This window comes from Mycolicibacterium rutilum (genome assembly GCF_900108565.1).
GTDB lineage: Bacteria > Actinomycetota > Actinomycetes > Mycobacteriales > Mycobacteriaceae > Mycobacterium > Mycobacterium rutilum.
In genome coordinates this window covers 2,163,418-2,179,941 of sequence record NZ_LT629971.1, presented here as the reverse complement: position 1 = coordinate 2,179,941, position 16,524 = coordinate 2,163,418, and the positions used below count along the sequence as shown (strand labels likewise).

General features: G+C 67.3%; 18 protein-coding genes. 6 read left to right on the top strand and 12 right to left on the bottom strand.

The features are described from left to right. Nucleotides 1–2: 2 nt before the first annotated feature. Complete coding sequence (locus BLW81_RS10590) at nucleotides 3–629, top strand: trimeric intracellular cation channel family protein (protein WP_083407126.1); 627 nt, start codon at nucleotides 3–5, stop codon at nucleotides 627–629. Here the strand turns inward: BLW81_RS10590 and BLW81_RS10585 are convergent. From BLW81_RS10585 to BLW81_RS10550, 8 genes are all read right to left on the bottom strand, one after another. Next, nucleotides 626–1,408: an SPW repeat protein gene (locus BLW81_RS10585; RefSeq protein ID WP_083407125.1), complete on the bottom strand. Its 783-nt coding sequence runs from the start codon at nucleotides 1,406–1,408 to the stop codon at nucleotides 626–628. The genes BLW81_RS10590 and BLW81_RS10585 overlap by 4 nt on opposite strands. A 237-nt stretch (nucleotides 1,409–1,645) precedes the next feature. Beyond that, nucleotides 1,646–3,367 (bottom strand): aa3-type cytochrome oxidase subunit I, encoded by a 1,722-nt coding sequence (gene ctaD, locus BLW81_RS10580; protein WP_407662338.1) that lies wholly within the window; start codon nucleotides 3,365–3,367, stop codon nucleotides 1,646–1,648. A 149-nt stretch (nucleotides 3,368–3,516) separates the two neighbouring features. Further along, nucleotides 3,517–3,987: a GreA/GreB family elongation factor gene (locus BLW81_RS10575; RefSeq protein WP_083407123.1), complete on the bottom strand. Its 471-nt coding sequence runs from the start codon at nucleotides 3,985–3,987 to the stop codon at nucleotides 3,517–3,519. A 14-nt stretch (nucleotides 3,988–4,001) separates the two neighbouring features. Next, nucleotides 4,002–4,424 carry a GreA/GreB family elongation factor gene (locus BLW81_RS10570; RefSeq protein WP_083410455.1) on the bottom strand — a complete coding sequence of 141 codons (423 nt, stop codon included), beginning with the start codon at nucleotides 4,422–4,424 and terminating at the stop codon, nucleotides 4,002–4,004. Between the two features lie 102 nt (nucleotides 4,425–4,526). Continuing rightward, a complete protein-coding gene (locus BLW81_RS10565; RefSeq protein WP_083407122.1) occupies nucleotides 4,527–5,792 on the bottom strand; it encodes an NAD(P)/FAD-dependent oxidoreductase in 1,266 nt (421 codons plus the stop codon). Between the two features lie 132 nt (nucleotides 5,793–5,924). Beyond that, complete coding sequence (locus BLW81_RS10560) at nucleotides 5,925–7,451, bottom strand: PucR family transcriptional regulator (RefSeq protein WP_083407121.1); 1,527 nt, start codon at nucleotides 7,449–7,451, stop codon at nucleotides 5,925–5,927. A gap of 57 nt (nucleotides 7,452–7,508) precedes the next feature. After that, nucleotides 7,509–8,345 (bottom strand): SDR family oxidoreductase, encoded by an 837-nt coding sequence (locus BLW81_RS10555; protein ID WP_083407120.1) that lies wholly within the window; start codon nucleotides 8,343–8,345, stop codon nucleotides 7,509–7,511. Between the two features lie 38 nt (nucleotides 8,346–8,383). After that, nucleotides 8,384–9,316 carry an enoyl-CoA hydratase gene (locus BLW81_RS10550; RefSeq protein ID WP_083407119.1) on the bottom strand — a complete coding sequence of 311 codons (933 nt, stop codon included), beginning with the start codon at nucleotides 9,314–9,316 and terminating at the stop codon, nucleotides 8,384–8,386. Between the two features lie 222 nt (nucleotides 9,317–9,538). On the opposite strand from BLW81_RS10550, the gene BLW81_RS10545 reads away from it, so the two are divergent. From BLW81_RS10545 to BLW81_RS10530, 5 genes are all read left to right on the top strand, one after another. Beyond that, nucleotides 9,539–9,892 carry an intersectin-EH binding protein Ibp1 gene (locus tag BLW81_RS10545; protein WP_083407118.1) on the top strand — a complete coding sequence of 118 codons (354 nt, stop codon included), beginning with the start codon at nucleotides 9,539–9,541 and terminating at the stop codon, nucleotides 9,890–9,892. Nucleotides 9,893–9,919: 27 nt separating this feature from the next. Continuing rightward, entirely contained in the window at nucleotides 9,920–10,261 is a 342-nt protein-coding gene (locus tag BLW81_RS10540; protein ID WP_083407117.1) for a hypothetical protein, read from the top strand. Between the two features lie 99 nt (nucleotides 10,262–10,360). Further along, nucleotides 10,361–10,717: a hypothetical protein gene (locus tag BLW81_RS10535; protein ID WP_083407116.1), complete on the top strand. Its 357-nt coding sequence runs from the start codon at nucleotides 10,361–10,363 to the stop codon at nucleotides 10,715–10,717. Nucleotides 10,718–10,764: 47 nt separating this feature from the next. Then, nucleotides 10,765–10,929 carry a hypothetical protein gene (locus BLW81_RS29605; RefSeq protein ID WP_173839601.1) on the top strand — a complete coding sequence of 55 codons (165 nt, stop codon included), beginning with the start codon at nucleotides 10,765–10,767 and terminating at the stop codon, nucleotides 10,927–10,929. Further along, nucleotides 10,929–12,416: an alpha,alpha-trehalose-phosphate synthase (UDP-forming) gene (locus tag BLW81_RS10530; RefSeq protein WP_083407115.1), complete on the top strand. Its 1,488-nt coding sequence runs from the start codon at nucleotides 10,929–10,931 to the stop codon at nucleotides 12,414–12,416. Before BLW81_RS29605 ends, BLW81_RS10530 begins: the two co-directional genes overlap by 1 nt. On the opposite strand, the gene BLW81_RS10525 is transcribed toward BLW81_RS10530, so the two are convergent. The 4 genes from BLW81_RS10525 to BLW81_RS10510 are packed head-to-tail and all read right to left on the bottom strand — an operon-like array spanning nucleotide 12,403 to nucleotide 16,521. Then, nucleotides 12,403–12,891, bottom strand: coding sequence for an Rv1363c family protein (locus BLW81_RS10525; protein ID WP_083407114.1), 489 nt, complete (start codon nucleotides 12,889–12,891; stop codon nucleotides 12,403–12,405). The genes BLW81_RS10530 and BLW81_RS10525 overlap by 14 nt on opposite strands. Next, entirely contained in the window at nucleotides 12,891–13,580 is a 690-nt protein-coding gene (locus tag BLW81_RS10520) for an Rv1363c family protein (protein ID WP_083407113.1), read from the bottom strand. The genes BLW81_RS10525 and BLW81_RS10520 overlap by 1 nt, the downstream gene beginning before the upstream one ends. Continuing rightward, on the bottom strand, nucleotides 13,580–15,334 hold the full coding sequence (locus BLW81_RS10515) for an MCE family protein (RefSeq protein ID WP_083407112.1): 1,755 nt from the start codon (nucleotides 15,332–15,334) through the stop codon (nucleotides 13,580–13,582). The genes BLW81_RS10520 and BLW81_RS10515 overlap by 1 nt, the downstream gene beginning before the upstream one ends. Then, nucleotides 15,334–16,521, bottom strand: coding sequence for an MCE family protein (locus tag BLW81_RS10510; protein ID WP_083407111.1), 1,188 nt, complete (start codon nucleotides 16,519–16,521; stop codon nucleotides 15,334–15,336). Before BLW81_RS10510 ends, BLW81_RS10515 begins: the two co-directional genes overlap by 1 nt. Nucleotides 16,522–16,524: the final 3 nt, after the last annotated feature.

Sequence of the window (16,524 nt, the reverse complement as noted above, 5' to 3'; positions counted from 1 at the left end):
CGATGCTGGGTCCGTCGCCCCTGTGGCTGACGCTCGACTTCCTGGGGACGTTCGCGTTCGCGCTCAACGGTGCGCTGACCGCCGTGAAGGCGGCCCGCCTCGACATCTTCGGGGTGATCACGCTCGGGATGTTCACGGGGCTGGGCGGCGGCACTATCCGCGACGTGTTGCTCGACGCGCTGCCGCCGGCCACCTTCGTCGACTGGCGGTATCTGGCGATCGCCGCCGGCGGCGGGCTGATCGCGTTCGCGCTCAGCCGTCGCCTCGACAAACTGGCGACCACGATCACCGTGCTGGACGCGGTGGGACTGAGCACCTTCGCGGTGCTGGGTGCTTACAAGGCAATCGAATTGGGTTTCGGCCCGGTGCAGGCGGCGCTCGTCGGGACGATCACCGCGGTCGGCGGTGGCACGATCCGCGACGTGATGATCGGGCAGGTTCCGACGGTGCTGCGCAGCGAGTTGTACGCCATCCCGGCGCTTTTCGGCGCGACCTGCGTCGCGGTGGCCCACGAACTCGGCTACCAGGGCACCCTGGCGGCCGTGGGCGGGGCGTTGGTCTGCCTGATCATCCGACTGCTCGGTGTCCGGTTCGGACTCAACGCCCCGCGCGTGCCCGGCGAGGACTAGCCGGCGGGCGCTTCCCGGTAGGTCCGGTGGTACCGCTCGACCGCGCTCTCCTTCAGGTCGGCGGTCAGGTCGCGGGCGTCGCCCCGCAGGTAGCCCGTGACACCGAGCGCCGTGGCGATGGCACCGGGGATCCAGGCCGCCCACGCCGCCGCCTCGTGCCCGTAACCCGCGGCGGTCGGCGCGAGGAACAGCGCGAAGCCGACGGTGGCGACCATGAAGTAGTCACGGGTGGCGTCGGCCGCGAGCCAGGCCCACACGGAGGCGACCATCAGGAAGACGCCGAGGCCCGCCGTGACCAGCACCGCCGCCGGCGACGCTCCGGGCAGTATCACGGCGAGCAGCACGACCACCAGGCCGATCACCAACCCGCCGCGGTTGAGCCATGTTTCGAGCTTCTCGCGCGGCGCGTCGGGGCTGCCCCAGTGGCTGATCCCGGTGACCGTCGGCGGTTGCCCGGTCATCCAGCCGATCGCGCCCAGGACCATCGCCAGCAGGCCTGCGACGGCGCCCGTCCACGCCGCGCCCGGGTCGGGTTGGAAGTTCGCGACGAGGAACGGCACCATCGCCATCGCGAGCCCGATCGTGACCAGACCCCAACTGCCGTTGGTCCGTTTGCGGGCCAGCAGCGACAGCGCGGCGAAGAACACGACGAACGCGGCGAACGCGACGGTGAGGTTGTAGCCGAGCCGCGTGGATGTGGTGGTGAACGCCGCGATGACGGCGCCGATCCCGACCAGCAGGGCGGCCCAACTCGTCCACGAATCAATGAATCTGCGCATGCCGATCCCTCGCTCTGTTGTAGGACGTTTCTTTCGGAAGCGCTCCACCCTCGGATTCCCACCGATGAATGACGACAGGAGGTATCGCCCGATCGGTGAGCTCCGGTGAGCGCACGGGATTTTCGATGACGGGAAACATAAGCCCATGGTGGCCGCGCGACACCGTGACGGGCTTGCCCGTTGCGAACAAAAAGAAGCGCGGCGTTGTTGGCGCCGAACTAGCCGTGTCTCAGCGCGTCAGCTGCTGCGGTCGGGTTCGGTGCGCGGGCCGAAACCGGTGGGCGACTCGCCGGCGGTGGCGTGTCTGCCGATGTGGGACTCGGCGCGCATCCGGTCCACCATGTGCGGATAGTGCAGCTCGAACGCCGGTCGCTCCGAACGGATCCGGGGCAGTTCGGTGAAGTTGTGCCGCGGCGGCGGGCACGTCGTCGCCCACTCCAGCGAGTTGCCGTAGCCCCACGGATCGTCGACGGTGACCGGCTCGCCGTAGCGCCAGCTCTTGAACACGTTCCAGGTGAACGGCAGCACGGAGATGCCGAGGATGAACGCCCCGATCGTCGACACCACGTTCAGCAGCGTGAAGTCGTCGGTCGCCAGGTAGTCGGCGTAGCGGCGGGGCATCCCGTCGTCACCGAGCCAGTGCTGCACCAGGAACGTGGTGTGGAACCCGATGAACGTCAGCCAGAAGTGCAGCTTGCCCAGCCGCTCGTCGAGCAGCCGGCCGGTCATCTTCGGGAACCAGAAGTAGATCCCGGCGTACGTGGCGAACACGATGGTGCCGAACAGCACGTAGTGGAAGTGCGCGACCACGAAATAGGTGTCGGTGACGTGGAAGTCGAGCGGCGGGCTGGCCAGCAGCACACCGGTGAGCCCGCCGAGCAGGAACGTGACGAGGAACCCGACGGAGAACAGCATGGGTGTCTCGAACGTCAGGTGGCCTTTCCACATCGTGCCTATCCAGTTGAAGAACTTGATCCCGGTGGGCACGGCGATCAGATAGGTGGTGAACGAGAAGAACGGCAGCAGCACCGCGCCGGTGGCATACATGTGGTGCGCCCACACGACGATCGACAACGCCGCGATGCCGAGAGTGGCGTAGATCAGCGTCGTGTAGCCGAAGATTGGCTTGCGACTGAACACCGGGAAGATCTCGGTGACGATGCCGAAGAACGGCAGCGCGATGATGTACACCTCGGGGTGACCGAAGAACCAGAACAGGTGCTGATACAGCAGGGGCCCACCGTTGGCCGGGTCGTAGACGTGCGCGCCGAGGTGGCGGTCGGCGGCCAGTGCGAGCAGCGCCGCGGTCAGGATCGGGAAGGCCAGCAGCACCAGGATCGACGTCACCAGGATGTTCCAGGTGAAGATCGGCATCCGGAACATGGTCATGCCGGGCGCGCGCATGCACACCACGGTCGTGATCATGTTGACGCCGCCGAGGATGGTGCCCAGGCCCGCGACGGCCAGACCCATGATCCACAGGTCGCCGCCGGCGCCCGGCGAGTGGATCGCGTCGCTGAGCGGGGCGTACGCCGTCCACCCGAAATCGGCGGCGCCACCCGGGGTGATGAACCCTGCGATCGCGATCAAGCCGCCGAACAGGAACAGCCAGTAGGAGAACGCGTTCAGCCGCGGGAACGCCACGTCGGGGGCGCCGATCTGCAGCGGCAGCACCAGGTTCGCGAAGCCGAACACGATGGGCGTCGCGTAGAACAGCAGCATCACCGTGCCGTGCATGGTGAACAGCTGGTTGTACTGCTCGTTGGACAGGAACTGCAGGCCGGGGGCGGCGAGTTCGGCGCGGATGAACAGCGCCATCAGCCCGCCGATGAAGAAGAACACGAAGCAGGTGACCACGTACATGATGCCGATCAGCTTGTGATCGGTCGTGGTGACCAGCTTGTAGACAAGGTTGCCCTTCGGCCCGAGTCGGGCCGGGAATGGGCGGCGCACTGCCAGGGGCGGACCCTGGGTCGCTTCGGCAGTCAGGTGACCCCCCTTCCACGAGTGGCGATGGGTCGTCCTGCGGTCAGTCTACGAAGTGCCGGACCGCACTGAAAGCCGTTAAGCGAACTTGTCCCGGGGCCCGTCCCCCAACGGTGCGGGGACTACTGGCTGGCGTCCGCGCTGTGCATGCCGTACGGCACCGCCGCCATGACGGTGACCGAGAGCTCGGCGCCGCTGGGCAGCCGGTAACTGCGGTTCTCACCGGGGCGGGCCCCGAGAATCGCTGAGCCCAACGGCGATTGCACCGAGTAAACCTCGATGTCACCGTGTTCGGCGCCGCGCACACCCAGCAGGAACGTCTCTGTCTCGCCGGTGTCGTCGTAGCGGACGGAGACCACCATGCCGGGTTCGGCGATCCCGTCGTCGGGCGGGTCCTCCCCCACCACGGCGTTGATCAGCAGGTCGTGGATCTGTTGGATGCGGCTCTGCCGGGCCCGTTTGATCGCGGTGGCGTTCTCGTCGGAACTGTCACCGCCGGCTTCGGCGGCGCACAGTTCGCGCAACATCGCGAGTTCCTGCTGCAGCCGCTCGTAGGCGTCTGGTGACAGCCAGATACGTTGTGCGCTGGTCATTGTGGATCCTTTCGTCAAAGTACGGCCGATGAATACGGTTCGGCGGCCAGCAGACTGACGCACAGGCGGCGTCCGTCTTTTGTGAAGTTGCGCTTCTCACCGGGGCGCGCACCGACGAGCGCGGCGCCCAGCGGTGAGTGCGGCGAGTACACCTCGATGTCGGCGGCTTCGGCCCCGCGGATGCCCAGCAGGAAGGTCTCGGTCGCACCGGTGTCGTCATAGCGCACGGTGAGCACCATCCCCGGTTCGGCGACGCCGTCGTCGGGTGGATCCTGGTCGATGACCGCGTGCGCCAGCAGGTGTTCGATGCGGCGGATGCGTTCCGCCCGAGCGTCGTCGGGCAGTTCGGGTCGGGCCTCGACCTGCAGGCGGGCGAGTTCGGCCTGCAGACCGATGTAGGCGCGTCGCGTCATCCAGACGCGTTGGGCGCTCGTCATGAGCATGAGTCGAAGTCCTTTCTGGGACAGGGATTGCCGTCAGGGGCGGGCCGGGCTGTAGCTGCACCGCCCCTGACGACTCGCAGGGCCCGTGACCGGGCGTCAGGCGATTGCGCGGCGCAGCGGGTCGAACGGCCGCAGCGCCTCGGGTTGCTTTCCGGTGGTGATCTGCTCGGCGAGCAGCCGGCCCGTCACCGGTCCGTGCGCGAGGCCCCACATGCCGTGGCCGCCTGCGACGTAGACGTTGCGCGACATCTCCCCGATCAGCGCCCGGCCGTCGGGGGTGACGGGTCGCGGTCCGACCCAGACGTCGGTGCGCTCGGCCCAGCGCACGCCGTCGAGCAGTGGGCTCGCCGAGGCGACGATGGCGCCGATGCGTTCGGAGATCACCGGTTCGTGCGGGTCGCGGAACTCCATCGTGCCCGCCACCCGCAGCGCGCCCTGGTAAGGGGTACAGGCGACCCGGACGTCGGGCAGGTAGATCGGTCCGGGGATCGGCCGGTCCACCGGCACGGTGAACGAATAGCCGCGGCCGGAGGCCACCGGCACCCGGATCCGCCGGCCGGCCAGCCGCGACAGCCACGCGCCGGTGGCGATCACCACGGTGTCGGCGGTCAGCGACTCCCCGCTGAAGGTCTCGACGATCACTCCGCTGCCGGGACTGAAGACGCCCCGGACGTCCTGGCGCAGGATCCGGGCGCCCCGGTCCTCGACGGCCCGCCCCAGCGCCTGCACGAAGCGGCCGGGGTCGACGAACCGCTGATTGTTGATGTTGATCCCGGCGGTGATCGCGCGCGACGCCAGCGGGACCTGTTCGCGCAGCGCTTCACCGGACAGACCGGTGACGAAGACGTTCTGGCCGGCCCGTTCCAGCGCCCGCAGTTCGCGCATCATGTGCTCGGCGTCGTGCGTGGTGCGGAAGATCGCGGTGATGGGGGCGTCGGTCACCGGGGCCTCGACACCGTTGGCGATCAGGACGTCGTAGGCCTCGATGCACTCCTCGTTGAGCGGCACGTTGGCCTCCACCGCCTGGGTCCACACCGAGGTCCGGCAGTTGGCCGCGAACTGGAACAGGAAACGCCACAAACCGCCGTCGACCGTCATCGGGATGTGCAGGGGCGCGTTGCGGTCGCTGAGCGAGCGCAGCCCGTAGCGCAGCACCGACGGCGTGTTCAGCGGCAGGGTCAGGGTGGGCGACACCCAGCCGGCGTTGCCCCACGACGCGCCTGCGGCGACGCCGTTGCGGTCCACCACCGTGACGTCGACGCCGCGTTCCTGCAGGAACCACGCCGTCGACAGCCCGACGATGCCGGCGCCCACCACGATCGCCGATCGCGGCCCGCCGTCGATCCGCTCGCCGCCGACCATGTCCTATCCCTCCATCGCTGAAAAATCGCTGATGACTCGATGGTGGGTCGGGGATCACACAAACCGGTTGCCCCCGCGGCACAAGGTGCGGTCCGGTCGTTGTGCGGATCCGACAAACCTCGGCGGGATGGTTCAGTCGGGGTCGGTGGCGGCCAGTTCGATCATCATCGCGAGCCGTTTGCGCGCGTCGTCGAGCGGCAGGTCGGTCAGTTCGGCCATCTTGCGCAACCGGTAGCGCACGGTGTTCTCGTGCACGCCCAGCCGGTGCCCTGCCGCGGCGGGATCGCCGAGTGCTTCCAGCCACGCGCGCAGCGTCGCCGCGTACTCGGTGTCGTGCGCGCGGTCATGGCGGCGCAACTCGGCGACCGGCCCGCGGTCCGGTGTGCGGCCCGACTGGGCGGCTGTGCGCAGTCGCTGCAGCAGGATCTCGTCCCACGACTCGTCGTAGGCCGGGGGCACCGGCGACGACCCGATCTCGTGCAGGGCCAGGCACTCGTCGGCCTCCTGGCGCGCCGCGGGCAGATCGGTCACCGCGGCCGGCTTGCTGATGCCGGCGAGCACGGTCACCCGGTCGGGCAGCGCAGCGCGCAGACCGGCCACCCATTTCCGCGCCGCCACCGCCTGCTCGCTGGGCAGCAGCGTGTAGATCGTGTTGCCCGCCAAGGCACTTCGCCCCGGTCGCGACCAGCCGAACCCGGTGGTCGCGCGTTCGAACGCGAGCAACAGCGCCGCGTCGCGCTCGTGCCCGAGCGATGCCTGCAGGGCGATCACCCGCATCGCGGACTGGGGCAGGCCGAGCCTGCTGGCCGCCGCGGCCGCGTCGGCGCTGCCGTCCAGCAGCCGCAGCACCATCTCGGACTCGACCTGTCGTTCCAGGTCCGCGCTGGCCCGCGAGCGCAGCAGATGCAGTGCGACGGTGCGTGCACCGTCAGCCAGGGCAGCGAGTTCGATGCCGCGCAACGGTTTCGGGCACGACACCCACACCGAGCCCATCAGCTCGCGGCCGGACCGCACCGCCACGGCCATCCTGCCGGACAGCCCGTGTTCGGTGTCGGCGGCGATGAACAGCGGATCGTCGGAGTTCGCGAGGTGCTCGAAAACGCCACGCTGCCGGAAGAATTCACGCAACGGTTCGGGTGCCTGCCTGCCCAGGATGGTCGCGACCCGGGCGGCGTCGGCGTTCTCCTGCATGGACGAGTACGCCAACACCCGCGACAGCGGGTCCTCGATCGTCACTGCCCCGCCGGTCATCTCGGCGAGGCTGTCGGCGAGCGCGAACAGGTCGGTGGGGCCTCGGCCCGATTCGGTCTCACGGCCCTCGAGCACCAGACCGTAGACGACGGCGGCGAGTTCACTCCAGGACACCGACGTGTCGACGGCCATCACCGCGACACCCTCGCCCATTCCCGCGAAGGTGCTGTCACCGGCGCCGTCGTCGCGCAGCAGCACGACCACCGCACGCGCCGCCACGGCCCACTGCAGCGCCTCGCTGACCGAGCGGGCGCCGATGGCCAACAACACGTCGCCGATCACGGTGCCGCTGCCCGCGACCTCGTGCATGACCACGCTGCCCAGTTCCTTGGACCGTGGAATCGGGCAGAAGCGCAGGCGCACGCCGTAGCTGCCCAGCACGTTGACCAACCGGTCCAGGGTCACCACGGGCTCGACGTTACAAGCTGACGGCCCCGATCAGCGGCTTGTCCGGCGGGGCGGCGGTCAGCCGGCGACGACCCCGCGCAGCCCGTCCGGCCCGAACAGCGGTTCGAGCATCGACGAGTAGTCCGGCCCACGCCGGACCAACTGACCGCCGTCGACGTTGATGACCTGGCCGGTGATGAAGCTGGCCGCGTCGCTGAGCAGGAACAGCGACGCGTTGGCGATGTCCTCGACCTCGCCGGGACGCGGCAGCGGCGTGCAGGCCGCGTAGTCGGCGCTGAGCTCCGGCGAGTCCAGCACCGGGGCGACCAGTTCGGTGCGGATGAGACCGGGCCGAATGCAGTTGACCCGGACCCAGGACGCACCGAGCTCATCGGCCGCCAACTGCATCATGTGGTCGATCCCGGCCTTGGACACGCCGTAGGCGCCGAACCAGCGGTGGGTGTTGCTCGCCGCGATCGAGGAGATGCCGATGAACGATCCGCCACCGCCGCGCACCATCTCCCGTGCGGAGTGTTTGAGCACGTACATGGTGCCGTTGATGTTGAGGTCGACGGTGCGCCGCCACAGCTCGGAGTCGATCTGGGTGATGGGGCCGATCGTCTCGCTGCCACCCGCGCAGTGCACGACGCCGTAAAGCCTGCCGTGCCATGCAGTGGCCGCGTCGACGACCCGCGCGACCTCGTCCTCGTTGGTCACGTCGGCCGGCTCGTAGTGCACCGCGCCCGGCCCGCCCCGTGCCGTGATCTCGTCGGCCGCGGCGGCCAGCCGGTCGGCGTTGCGGCCGACGAGCATCGCGTTGCCGCCCGCGGCGACCACGGCGGCGGCCACTCCCTTGCCGATCCCGCTGCCCCCGCCGGTCACCAACACCGTCCGACCGGTCAACGACAACTCCACCGCAGCCCCTTTCGTCTGAAACAGGTTTCAGTTATACGTCACGGTTCATCGCGACGGGCCGGCTTCGGTGCGCCGAGCGTGCGCCAGTCCGGCACGTTCGGCGGGAGCCCGACCGGATAGCGGTTCTCATTGTGCGCGGCCCAGTGGGCGTGGCCGAGTTCGTGGATGTGGAACGCGTGGCGCAACGCCTCGGTGAAGCCCATCGCATCCGCGGCCGCGTTGACGGAGTCCTTGATCAGCAGCGCGGCCATCGTCGGCCGCTCGGCGATGCGCCTGGCGAATTCGAGTGTCTTGTCCTCGAGTTCGTCGCGCGGGAAGATCTTCGACACCATGCCGAGCCGGTAGGCCTCGTCGGCGTCGATCGAATCGCCGGTCAGCAGAAGTTCTTTGGCCTTGCGGGCGCCGAATTCCCATGGATGCGCGTAATACTCGACGCCCGGCATGCCCATCCGGACACCGACCACGTCGCTGAACTTGGCGTTGTCGGCGGCGACGATCAGGTCACACGCCCAGATCAGCATCAGCCCCGCCGAGATGGCGTTGCCCTGCACCTGCGCGATGGTGATCTTGCGCAGATCCCGCCAGCGGCGCGTGTTCTCGAAGAAGAAGTGCCATTCCTGCAGATAGGTGCGCTCGGCGACCGCCGGGGCGGTGGCGCCGTGCGACCGGAACGTCGGGTGCTGCGCCGGTCCCGGCGAGCGTTCGAGCATCGCCTCCTCCGAACCGAGGTCGTGGCCCGCCGAGAAGTTCTTTCCCCGCGCCGCCAGGATCACCACCCGCACACGGTCATCGGCCTCGGCGCGGCCGAACGCCTCGTCTAGCTGCACCAGCAGGGTGCGCGACTGCGCGTTCTGCGCCTCCGGCCGGTTCAGCCAGATCCGGGCGATCTGCCCGTCGTCCAGCGTCTCGTACGTCACCTGTTGTGGCGCATCGCCTCCGGCGTCAGCGTTCGTCAGATCAGGGCTCGCCATCGCGGACCACCTCGCTTGCGTTGTTCGACGTCCTGCACATTACGGTGTCGCCCCCACGTGTAACTCAGCGGCATCCCAGCAATCTCTCAGCCACCTCACAATCTTCCGCTTCCGCCTGCAGCGGTGCGCCTATTGCCCTGGCGTCGTTTACTATTGACCGCATAGTGCCCGGCGCCGACGACGCTGGCGCATGTGTACAGCAAATGCAAAGGAAGCCAACAAATGGTGACGCAACCGAGCATGACCCGGCTGTTCGTGGCCGGCGGGTTCGCGGCCGCGGTACTGGCCGCGCCTGCCGCCGCCGCGATTCTCTCGTTCGCCGGTCCGGTGGCTACCACCGCCGCGTGCCCGGCCGGTGAGAGCGAGGATCTCTACAGCACGGTGTGCGTGCCGGACCTCGTGCCGAACTCGCCGGGTGGCACCACACCGTTCAGCTCGATTCCGGGCAACCCCGACCTGCCTGCGATCGACGGCATCCCGTGCACCGGTGCGAACTCGGGTCAGTGCATCGGGCTGGCCGAGGAGCAGCAGGCGCCGGTGGTGCAGCCGCGCACCTCGGTCAGCTCCAGCCCGTAGGACCGCGCCGCGCCCTAGAATCGCGGCATGCTGAGTTTGTCCCGTGGGCGGGCCGCCCTGATCGGTGCTTTCCTCGTTGCGGCCGCGCCGTTAGTAGGTGGGCTGCTGGCGTCCGAACCGGGCGTATCGGTGGCGCAGGGCTGTCACACCGGTGAAGAGATGGACGTCTATACCACGACGTGCGTGCCGTTCCTGGTACCCAACGCAGGCCCGATGTTCACGACGACCGCGGCCAACCCGGACATCCCCGAAATCGACGGTATTCCCTGCACCGGCCACAATTCGGGGCAGTGCATCGGGCTCGCGGAGGACCAGGCCGCCATGGGCCCGCCGGTCCAGCCGCGGACCACCATCAGTTCAAGCCCCTGACCATCTTTCATAGGGAACTTTCGGAAGCTGTGCAGAATGTTCGCAGCTTCCATAGAATCCATGCCGACGACACGGTCAATAACTACAGAAAGCGTGACGATGGCGACCATGAAGTTCCCTGCACAACGACTGCTTCTGGCCGGTGGCTTCGCGGTTGCGATCGCTGCCGCCCCAGCCGTCGCGATGTTTGCAGCACCGACGTTCGACGTCGCACCGACCGCCCAGGGCTGCTCCGGTGGCGAGGAGCCCGACCAGTTCACCGGCGTGTGCATCCCCCACACCGTGCCCAACAGCGGCTCGGTGTTCACCACGCCGGCAGGCAACCCGGACATCCCTGAGATCGACGGCATCCCCTGCACCGGACACAACTCGGGTCAGTGCATCGGCCTGGCCGAGGAGGCGCAGTCCGCTCAGGTGGTGGCCCCGCCGGCGCCGGTGTTCAGCCACAGCCCGTAGACCGGCCTCCGAGCAGGGGCGACGCCCGCGTCGCCTAGAGTTGTCGTATGCCTGCCAAATCTGATCCCGCCGAGATCGGCGATGTCGAGCCGCTCGCCGACAGCACTGCCCGTCAGGCGCGGCGCGTCGTCGCCGCATACGCGAACGATGCAGAGGAATGCCGGGTCTTTCTGTCGATGCTCGGCATTGGACCTTCGAAACTCGACGCGTAATGGCGCCGGAGGCCGGTCCGCAGGCCGACCCCGGGAGCGCGGATTTCGTGGTGGTGGCCAACCGGCTGCCCATCGACATGGAACGGCTGCCTGACGGCAGCACCACCTGGAAGCGAAGCCCCGGCGGTCTGGTGACAGCGCTGGAGCCGCTGCTACGCCGCCGCCGGGGCGCCTGGATCGGTTGGCCGGGCGTTCCCGACGCCGGTGAGGAGCCGATCGCGCAGGACGACATGACCTTGTGCCCGGTCAACCTGTCGGCCGAGGATGTCGCCCAGTACTACGAAGGCTTTTCCAACGCCACGCTGTGGCCGCTGTACCACGACGTCATCGTCAAGCCGATCTACCACCGCGAGTGGTGGGACAAATATGTCGAGGTCAACCGGCGCTTCGCCGAGGCGACCGCGAAGTACGCCGCCCGGGGCGCGACCGTCTGGGTGCAGGACTACCAGCTGCAGCTGGTGCCCAAGATGCTGCGGATGCTGCGGCCCGATCTGACGATCGGGTTCTTCCTGCACATTCCCTTCCCGCCGGTTGAGTTGTTCATGCAGATGCCGTGGCGCACCGAGATCATCGAGGGCCTGCTGGGCGCCGATCTGGTCGGCTTCCATCTACCCGGCGGCGCGCAGAACTTCCTCATCCTGGCGCGACGGCTGGTCGGCGCCAACACCTCTCGCGCCACGGTAGGCGTCCGGTCACGATTCGGCGAGGTCAACGTCGGCTTCCGCACCGTGAAGGTGGGTGCCTTTCCGATCTCGATCGACTCGACCGCTCTCGACCAGCAGGCCCGATCACGGGCGATCCGCCAGCGCGCCAGGGAGATTCGCGCCGAGCTCGGCAACCCGCGCAAGATCCTGCTCGGCGTGGACCGGCTGGACTACACCAAGGGCATCGACGTCCGGCTGCGGGCGTTTTCCGAGTTGCTTGCCGAGAACCGGGCCAGTCGGGAGGACACGGTGCTCATCCAGCTCGCCACCCCGAGCCGCGAGCGCGTCGAGAGCTACATCGAGATGCGCGAGGACATCGAGCGCCAGGTCGGCCACATCAACGGTGAGTACGGCGAGGTCGGGCATCCGATCGTGCACTATCTGCACCGCCCGGTGCCGCGAGAGGAGTTGATCGCGTTCTTCGTCGCCGCCGACGTGATGCTGGTGACCCCGCTGCGGGACGGCATGAACCTGGTCGCCAAGGAGTATGTGGCGTGCCGCAGCGATCTCGGCGGTGCGCTCGTACTCAGCGAATTCACCGGTGCCGCGGCCGAACTGCGCCAGGCCTATCTGGCGAATCCGCATCACCTCGAGGGCGTCAAGGACGCAATCGAGGCCGCGCTGAACCAGGCGCCCGAGGAGGGCAGGCGACGGATGCGGGCGCTGCGCAGGCAGGTGCTGGCCCACGACGTGGACCGGTGGGCGCGCTCGTTCCTCGACGCGCTTTCCTCCACTGACCAGGAAGCCGGATCCGAGTCCGATCAGCCCGCTAGATCGGAGTGATGTAGTTGATCAGCCACTGGTTGTCGATGCGCTTGTATTCCACGCGAAGTCGCGCGCCGTCGTAGATCGGCTGGTCACGGTTCGTCTTCTCCGAGACGGTCCGATTGATGTAGACCATGACCGCCGCCGAATTGCGCTGCGCCTCGAGGACCCCGACACCGACCACGTTGGCTTGACTCACCAATTCGCGCTGACGCGCCTGCGGAATGATGTCGGAATTCGCCCGATCTTCGAACTCCCGGCGATAGGCGGGCGTGAGCAGCCGGTACGCCTCGGTGAGGTTGCGCTCAACGGTCTTGTAGTCGTAGGTGAACACCGTCGGGATCTGCTTCTGCGCAAGCGGTCCGAGCTCATCGCGAGCGGCTTGCTCACCTCGTGTCTCCACCCGCTGCCAGTACAGGCTGCCGCTCACCGCGGCCAGACCCACCAACGCAACCACCGCTAGGCCGACCATGCCGTTGACAATCCAACGCATCAGTTGCCACCGTTGGGATAGTTGAGATCGTAAGCTGTCATCCGCCCGTCATCGTCCTCTTGCACGACGATGCGCAGCCGATAGGGCTGCGATGGCCGGTTGTTACCGTTCATATCACTGGCAGTGACCCGCGCCGACACCAAAACGGTTGCAGTCTTGCTGATGTCATCGGTGCTCTCGAGCGCGGCACCGTTGATCACCGTCTCCGAACTGCCACCGGTGTCCCGAAAGATCGCCTTGAGGTTCTCGACATTGTTGTTCTGACTGAACATGTCGCGTAACGGTCCACTCGTGCTTTCGTAAAAGCGGTCGACGCTGTCGTCGATCGTGTCCTGTTTGAAGCTGAACATGTTCACGACGGTTTGCGTCGCGGTGTCGACGAATCGTTGATTGCGGGCTTGCGCCGCTTCTGTTTCTTGTCTCTGGGTGGTGAGCACCGCCACCGTCGCGCCCAGCGCCCCTGCCATCACGAGCCCGCAAACCAGGGCGATCAGCGCGACCAACCGCCCATTCCCCGGGCGGCGCGGCGGGGGGCCGACATTACGACTCCTGCGCACAGGCGCCGCATCGGTCGACCCCGCGCGGGGGACGCGCACGATGGTGGCCTCGGCGGCCGTGCCGTTGGTGGGGCCGGCAGGTCGGGAAGCGCGGCGCCTGGATCTTGCCGGGGGTGTCTTGGTGGACGCCATCAAACCGCCTCCGGATAAAGCATCAGGTCTACCCAATTCTCCTGTGGCCGCACATCGGCGATACCAGGCGCGAAGACCCCCGTACCGCCGGCCGGATCCACAAAAACGCCCGTGTTCTGGTCGTAGGTACCGTACCTAGCTCCGCTGGCCTGCGGCACATTCGGTGCCGCAGGCGGCGGTGGAGGTGGGGATGGTGGTGGTGGCGCGCCGTAGGGCCCCGCGAACACGTTCGGCGGGTTGGTCGCCCAACCCGGCGGGACTGCCGGCGGAGGCCAGGCATTCGGATACGGGGCGGGTGGGATCCACGCGGTGAGCGGTGGTGGCGGCGGGCCCTGATTCGGCGGGGGGATGTAGGGCCACGGCTGATGCGGCGCCGGCCCCGGACCGGTCTGCACTCCGGGCGGCACCAATCCCGGCGCGACCGGGTATCCCGGATCCGGATCGTTCTCGGGCGGAATGTAGGGAAACTTGTTCGGCGGCAGAATGTTGCGTCCGTCCTCGGGCGTGTCGTCCTCCATCACATCCATCGGTGTGCCGATCGGCACCGGCGGTCCCCGCCATGGACTGTTGCCGATCGGGACGTAACCGCGCGGATCGCGGCACAGCTGAATTGTCGGTGCACGCTTCCCGGGGAACTCCTGACACGGGTAGTTTCTCGCGCCCCGCACCACCATCGGATCATTCTGTGCGACTTTGCAGTACAAATCTGTCGGCAAGTCGCGCAACGTGGTGTCACCAGGTGTACGGATCTCCGATGGCGGCAAGAACCCGGTGTTGCACGGCGGCGGATCGTTGATCGAGATCTTGAAATCCTGCTTGCCGCCTTCGTCCACGGGAAGTTGACCCCCGATTGTCAGCAGGGACGCCTGCAGGGCCGGGAAGATGACCAGCGCCTGTTCGATCGACTTGTGGTAGATGACACCGACGCGCCCGAAGTTGGCGAGGTTGGCCGCGAGCACGGGGAACGACGGGCGAATTCCGGAGAACGTCTCACTGGCTTCAGCCGCTGCGCCCGGGGCAACATGGAGCAGCGAGCGCACCTGCGGATCGGCGCCGGCCACTTCGCTGGTGAAGCGCGCGAGGCCGTCGGCCCACGACCGGATGTCGTCGCCGCTGCGAAGTTGCGCTTCCAAGAACGGTCCGGCCTGGTCGATGAGGGCCGAGGTTTCTGGCCAGCTTGCGTTGGCTTCATCGATCAGCACCCGCGCCGACTGAATCATCCGCGCCAGTTCTGGCCCCGAGCCGTTGAACGCGTCGAATGTCTCGCGCAAGAGGTCTGCGAGCCGGGTGTTGTCGAGGCTGCTCACCAGCTGGTCGGCTTCACGCAACAACTCGGCGACGTCCTGCGGTATCGCTGTTCGCTCCTCCGAAATGGTGGCACCGTTCTTCAGGACTGCCGGCGACGGATCGTCGGGTGGAACGAAATCCACGTACTGTTCCCCCACCGCGGACACGCTCTTGACGATGGCCGTGGAGTTCTCGGGGATCTTCACATTGCTGTTCAGCCTCATGTGCGCGGCGACGCCGTCTTTCGTCAGTTCCACGGCCTCGACGCGGCCGGCCTGCACGCCGCGGAATGTGACATTCGCATTCTCGTAGAGTCCGCCCCCGGCAACGAAATTTGCGCTGACCTCATACGTGCCCAAGCCCAGCCGGGCCGGGATACGCACGTACAGCAGGGATATCGTCCCGACAGCGAAGACGGTTACCACCGCGAACACCCACAGTTGAATGCGCGTAGTTCTAGTGAACATTATTCGGGCGGCACCTCCTGACCCGACGCGGTTCCTGGCGGGATCTTGAACGGGTCGGCGGCCTGCCCCGACAGATTCGCCATCTCGCCGGTCAAGAATTCCGGCGGGTTGACGACCTCTGCGAGGCGCTTCATGTTCGGGTCGAAGAAGGACGTGGTGAAGATGGTTTCGCCGAGCCGCCGGATTGTCAGGTCGAATGTGGCGAAGATGTTGAAGTAGTCGCCTCTGGCCACTCGATGCAGGTTCTTACCCGGGAACGGGAACGTCGCCAGGCTGTCAAGGGCGGACACGAGATCTGCACGAGTGTCATTGAGCGGCTTTATCATTGCGTACACGTCGATCATGTCTTCGGTGAAGTCGTCCTTGGTTTCGGCCAGGATGCGCGCCGCAACTGCGCCGAGGCGCCGCAGCGCCGCGAAAGCATCGACGATGTGGGCCCGGTTCTCGTTCAGCACGCGCAGCGCACCCGGCAAAGTGTCCAGCGCACGGCCCAGACTGTCCCTGTTTCGCGCCAGGACTCCGGCGAATCGGTTCAAGCCCTCAGCTGCCGCGATGATGTCATCGGTCTGCCGATTCAACGACGAGGCCAACTCGGCGAGCCGCGGAATGAGCCCGGCGAACTGCCCTTCGCGGCCGGCCACCGCGTTGTACACCTCTTGCGAAATGTCCTGCAATGCTCCGAGATTGCCCTTGTTGACGACCACTCCCAGCGCTGACAGCACTTCCTCGGTAGTCGGATAGCGGCTGCCCTGGCCCAGCCGAATCTGCAGTCCGTCTCGCAGTTCGCCGACCGGCGGCTGACCCACCGGAGGTGCCAACTCGATGTGCTGTGACCCCAGCAGTGACGTCTGCGCGACCTTCACCGTAGCGTTGGCCGGCAATCTGACCTCAGGGTTCAACGAGAGCTCCACCGCCGCGTAGAACGTGCCGTCCGGCCTTTGGACGGCCTCGATCCCCGAGACGCTGCCGACCGTGACATCGTCGACCATCACCGGTGAGTTCTGGGGAAGCGTGGCCACATCGGGGACTTCCACAGTGATCGAGAAGGCACCCCTGCCGTGACCTTCGGTGCCCGGCATGTTGAGCGAGTTCAATCCGCCGAAAGAGCATCCCGCGAGGAGCACTGCCCCGGATCCGAGGGCCAGGGACTGGCGGGTTAGGCGACCGACATTGCTCGGCAATGACATTCG

Bases quoted from the DNA above. Each gene is read 5' to 3' on its own strand.
- BLW81_RS10590 (WP_083407126.1), top strand. From the start codon at position 3: ATGCTGGGTCCGTCGCCCCTGTGGCTGACGCTCGACTTCCTGGGGACG.
- BLW81_RS10585 (WP_083407125.1), bottom strand. From the start codon at position 1,408: ATGCGCAGATTCATTGATTCGTGGACGAGTTGGGCCGCCCTGCTGGTC.
- BLW81_RS10575 (WP_083407123.1), bottom strand. From the start codon at position 3,987: ATGACCAGCGCACAACGTATCTGGCTGTCACCAGACGCCTACGAGCGG.
- BLW81_RS10570 (WP_083410455.1), bottom strand. From the start codon at position 4,424: ATGACGAGCGCCCAACGCGTCTGGATGACGCGACGCGCCTACATCGGT.
- BLW81_RS10565 (WP_083407122.1), bottom strand. From the start codon at position 5,792: ATGGTCGGCGGCGAGCGGATCGACGGCGGGCCGCGATCGGCGATCGTG.
- BLW81_RS10550 (WP_083407119.1), bottom strand. From the start codon at position 9,316: ATGGCGAGCCCTGATCTGACGAACGCTGACGCCGGAGGCGATGCGCCA.
- BLW81_RS10545 (WP_083407118.1), top strand. From the start codon at position 9,539: ATGGTGACGCAACCGAGCATGACCCGGCTGTTCGTGGCCGGCGGGTTC.
- BLW81_RS10540 (WP_083407117.1), top strand. From the start codon at position 9,920: ATGCTGAGTTTGTCCCGTGGGCGGGCCGCCCTGATCGGTGCTTTCCTC.
- BLW81_RS10535 (WP_083407116.1), top strand. From the start codon at position 10,361: ATGGCGACCATGAAGTTCCCTGCACAACGACTGCTTCTGGCCGGTGGC.
- BLW81_RS29605 (WP_173839601.1), top strand. From the start codon at position 10,765: ATGCCTGCCAAATCTGATCCCGCCGAGATCGGCGATGTCGAGCCGCTC.
- BLW81_RS10530 (WP_083407115.1), top strand. From the start codon at position 10,929: ATGGCGCCGGAGGCCGGTCCGCAGGCCGACCCCGGGAGCGCGGATTTC.
- BLW81_RS10525 (WP_083407114.1), bottom strand. From the start codon at position 12,891: ATGCGTTGGATTGTCAACGGCATGGTCGGCCTAGCGGTGGTTGCGTTG.
- BLW81_RS10520 (WP_083407113.1), bottom strand. From the start codon at position 13,580: ATGGCGTCCACCAAGACACCCCCGGCAAGATCCAGGCGCCGCGCTTCC.
- BLW81_RS10515 (WP_083407112.1), bottom strand. From the start codon at position 15,334: ATGTTCACTAGAACTACGCGCATTCAACTGTGGGTGTTCGCGGTGGTA.
- BLW81_RS10510 (WP_083407111.1), bottom strand. From the start codon at position 16,521: ATGTCATTGCCGAGCAATGTCGGTCGCCTAACCCGCCAGTCCCTGGCC.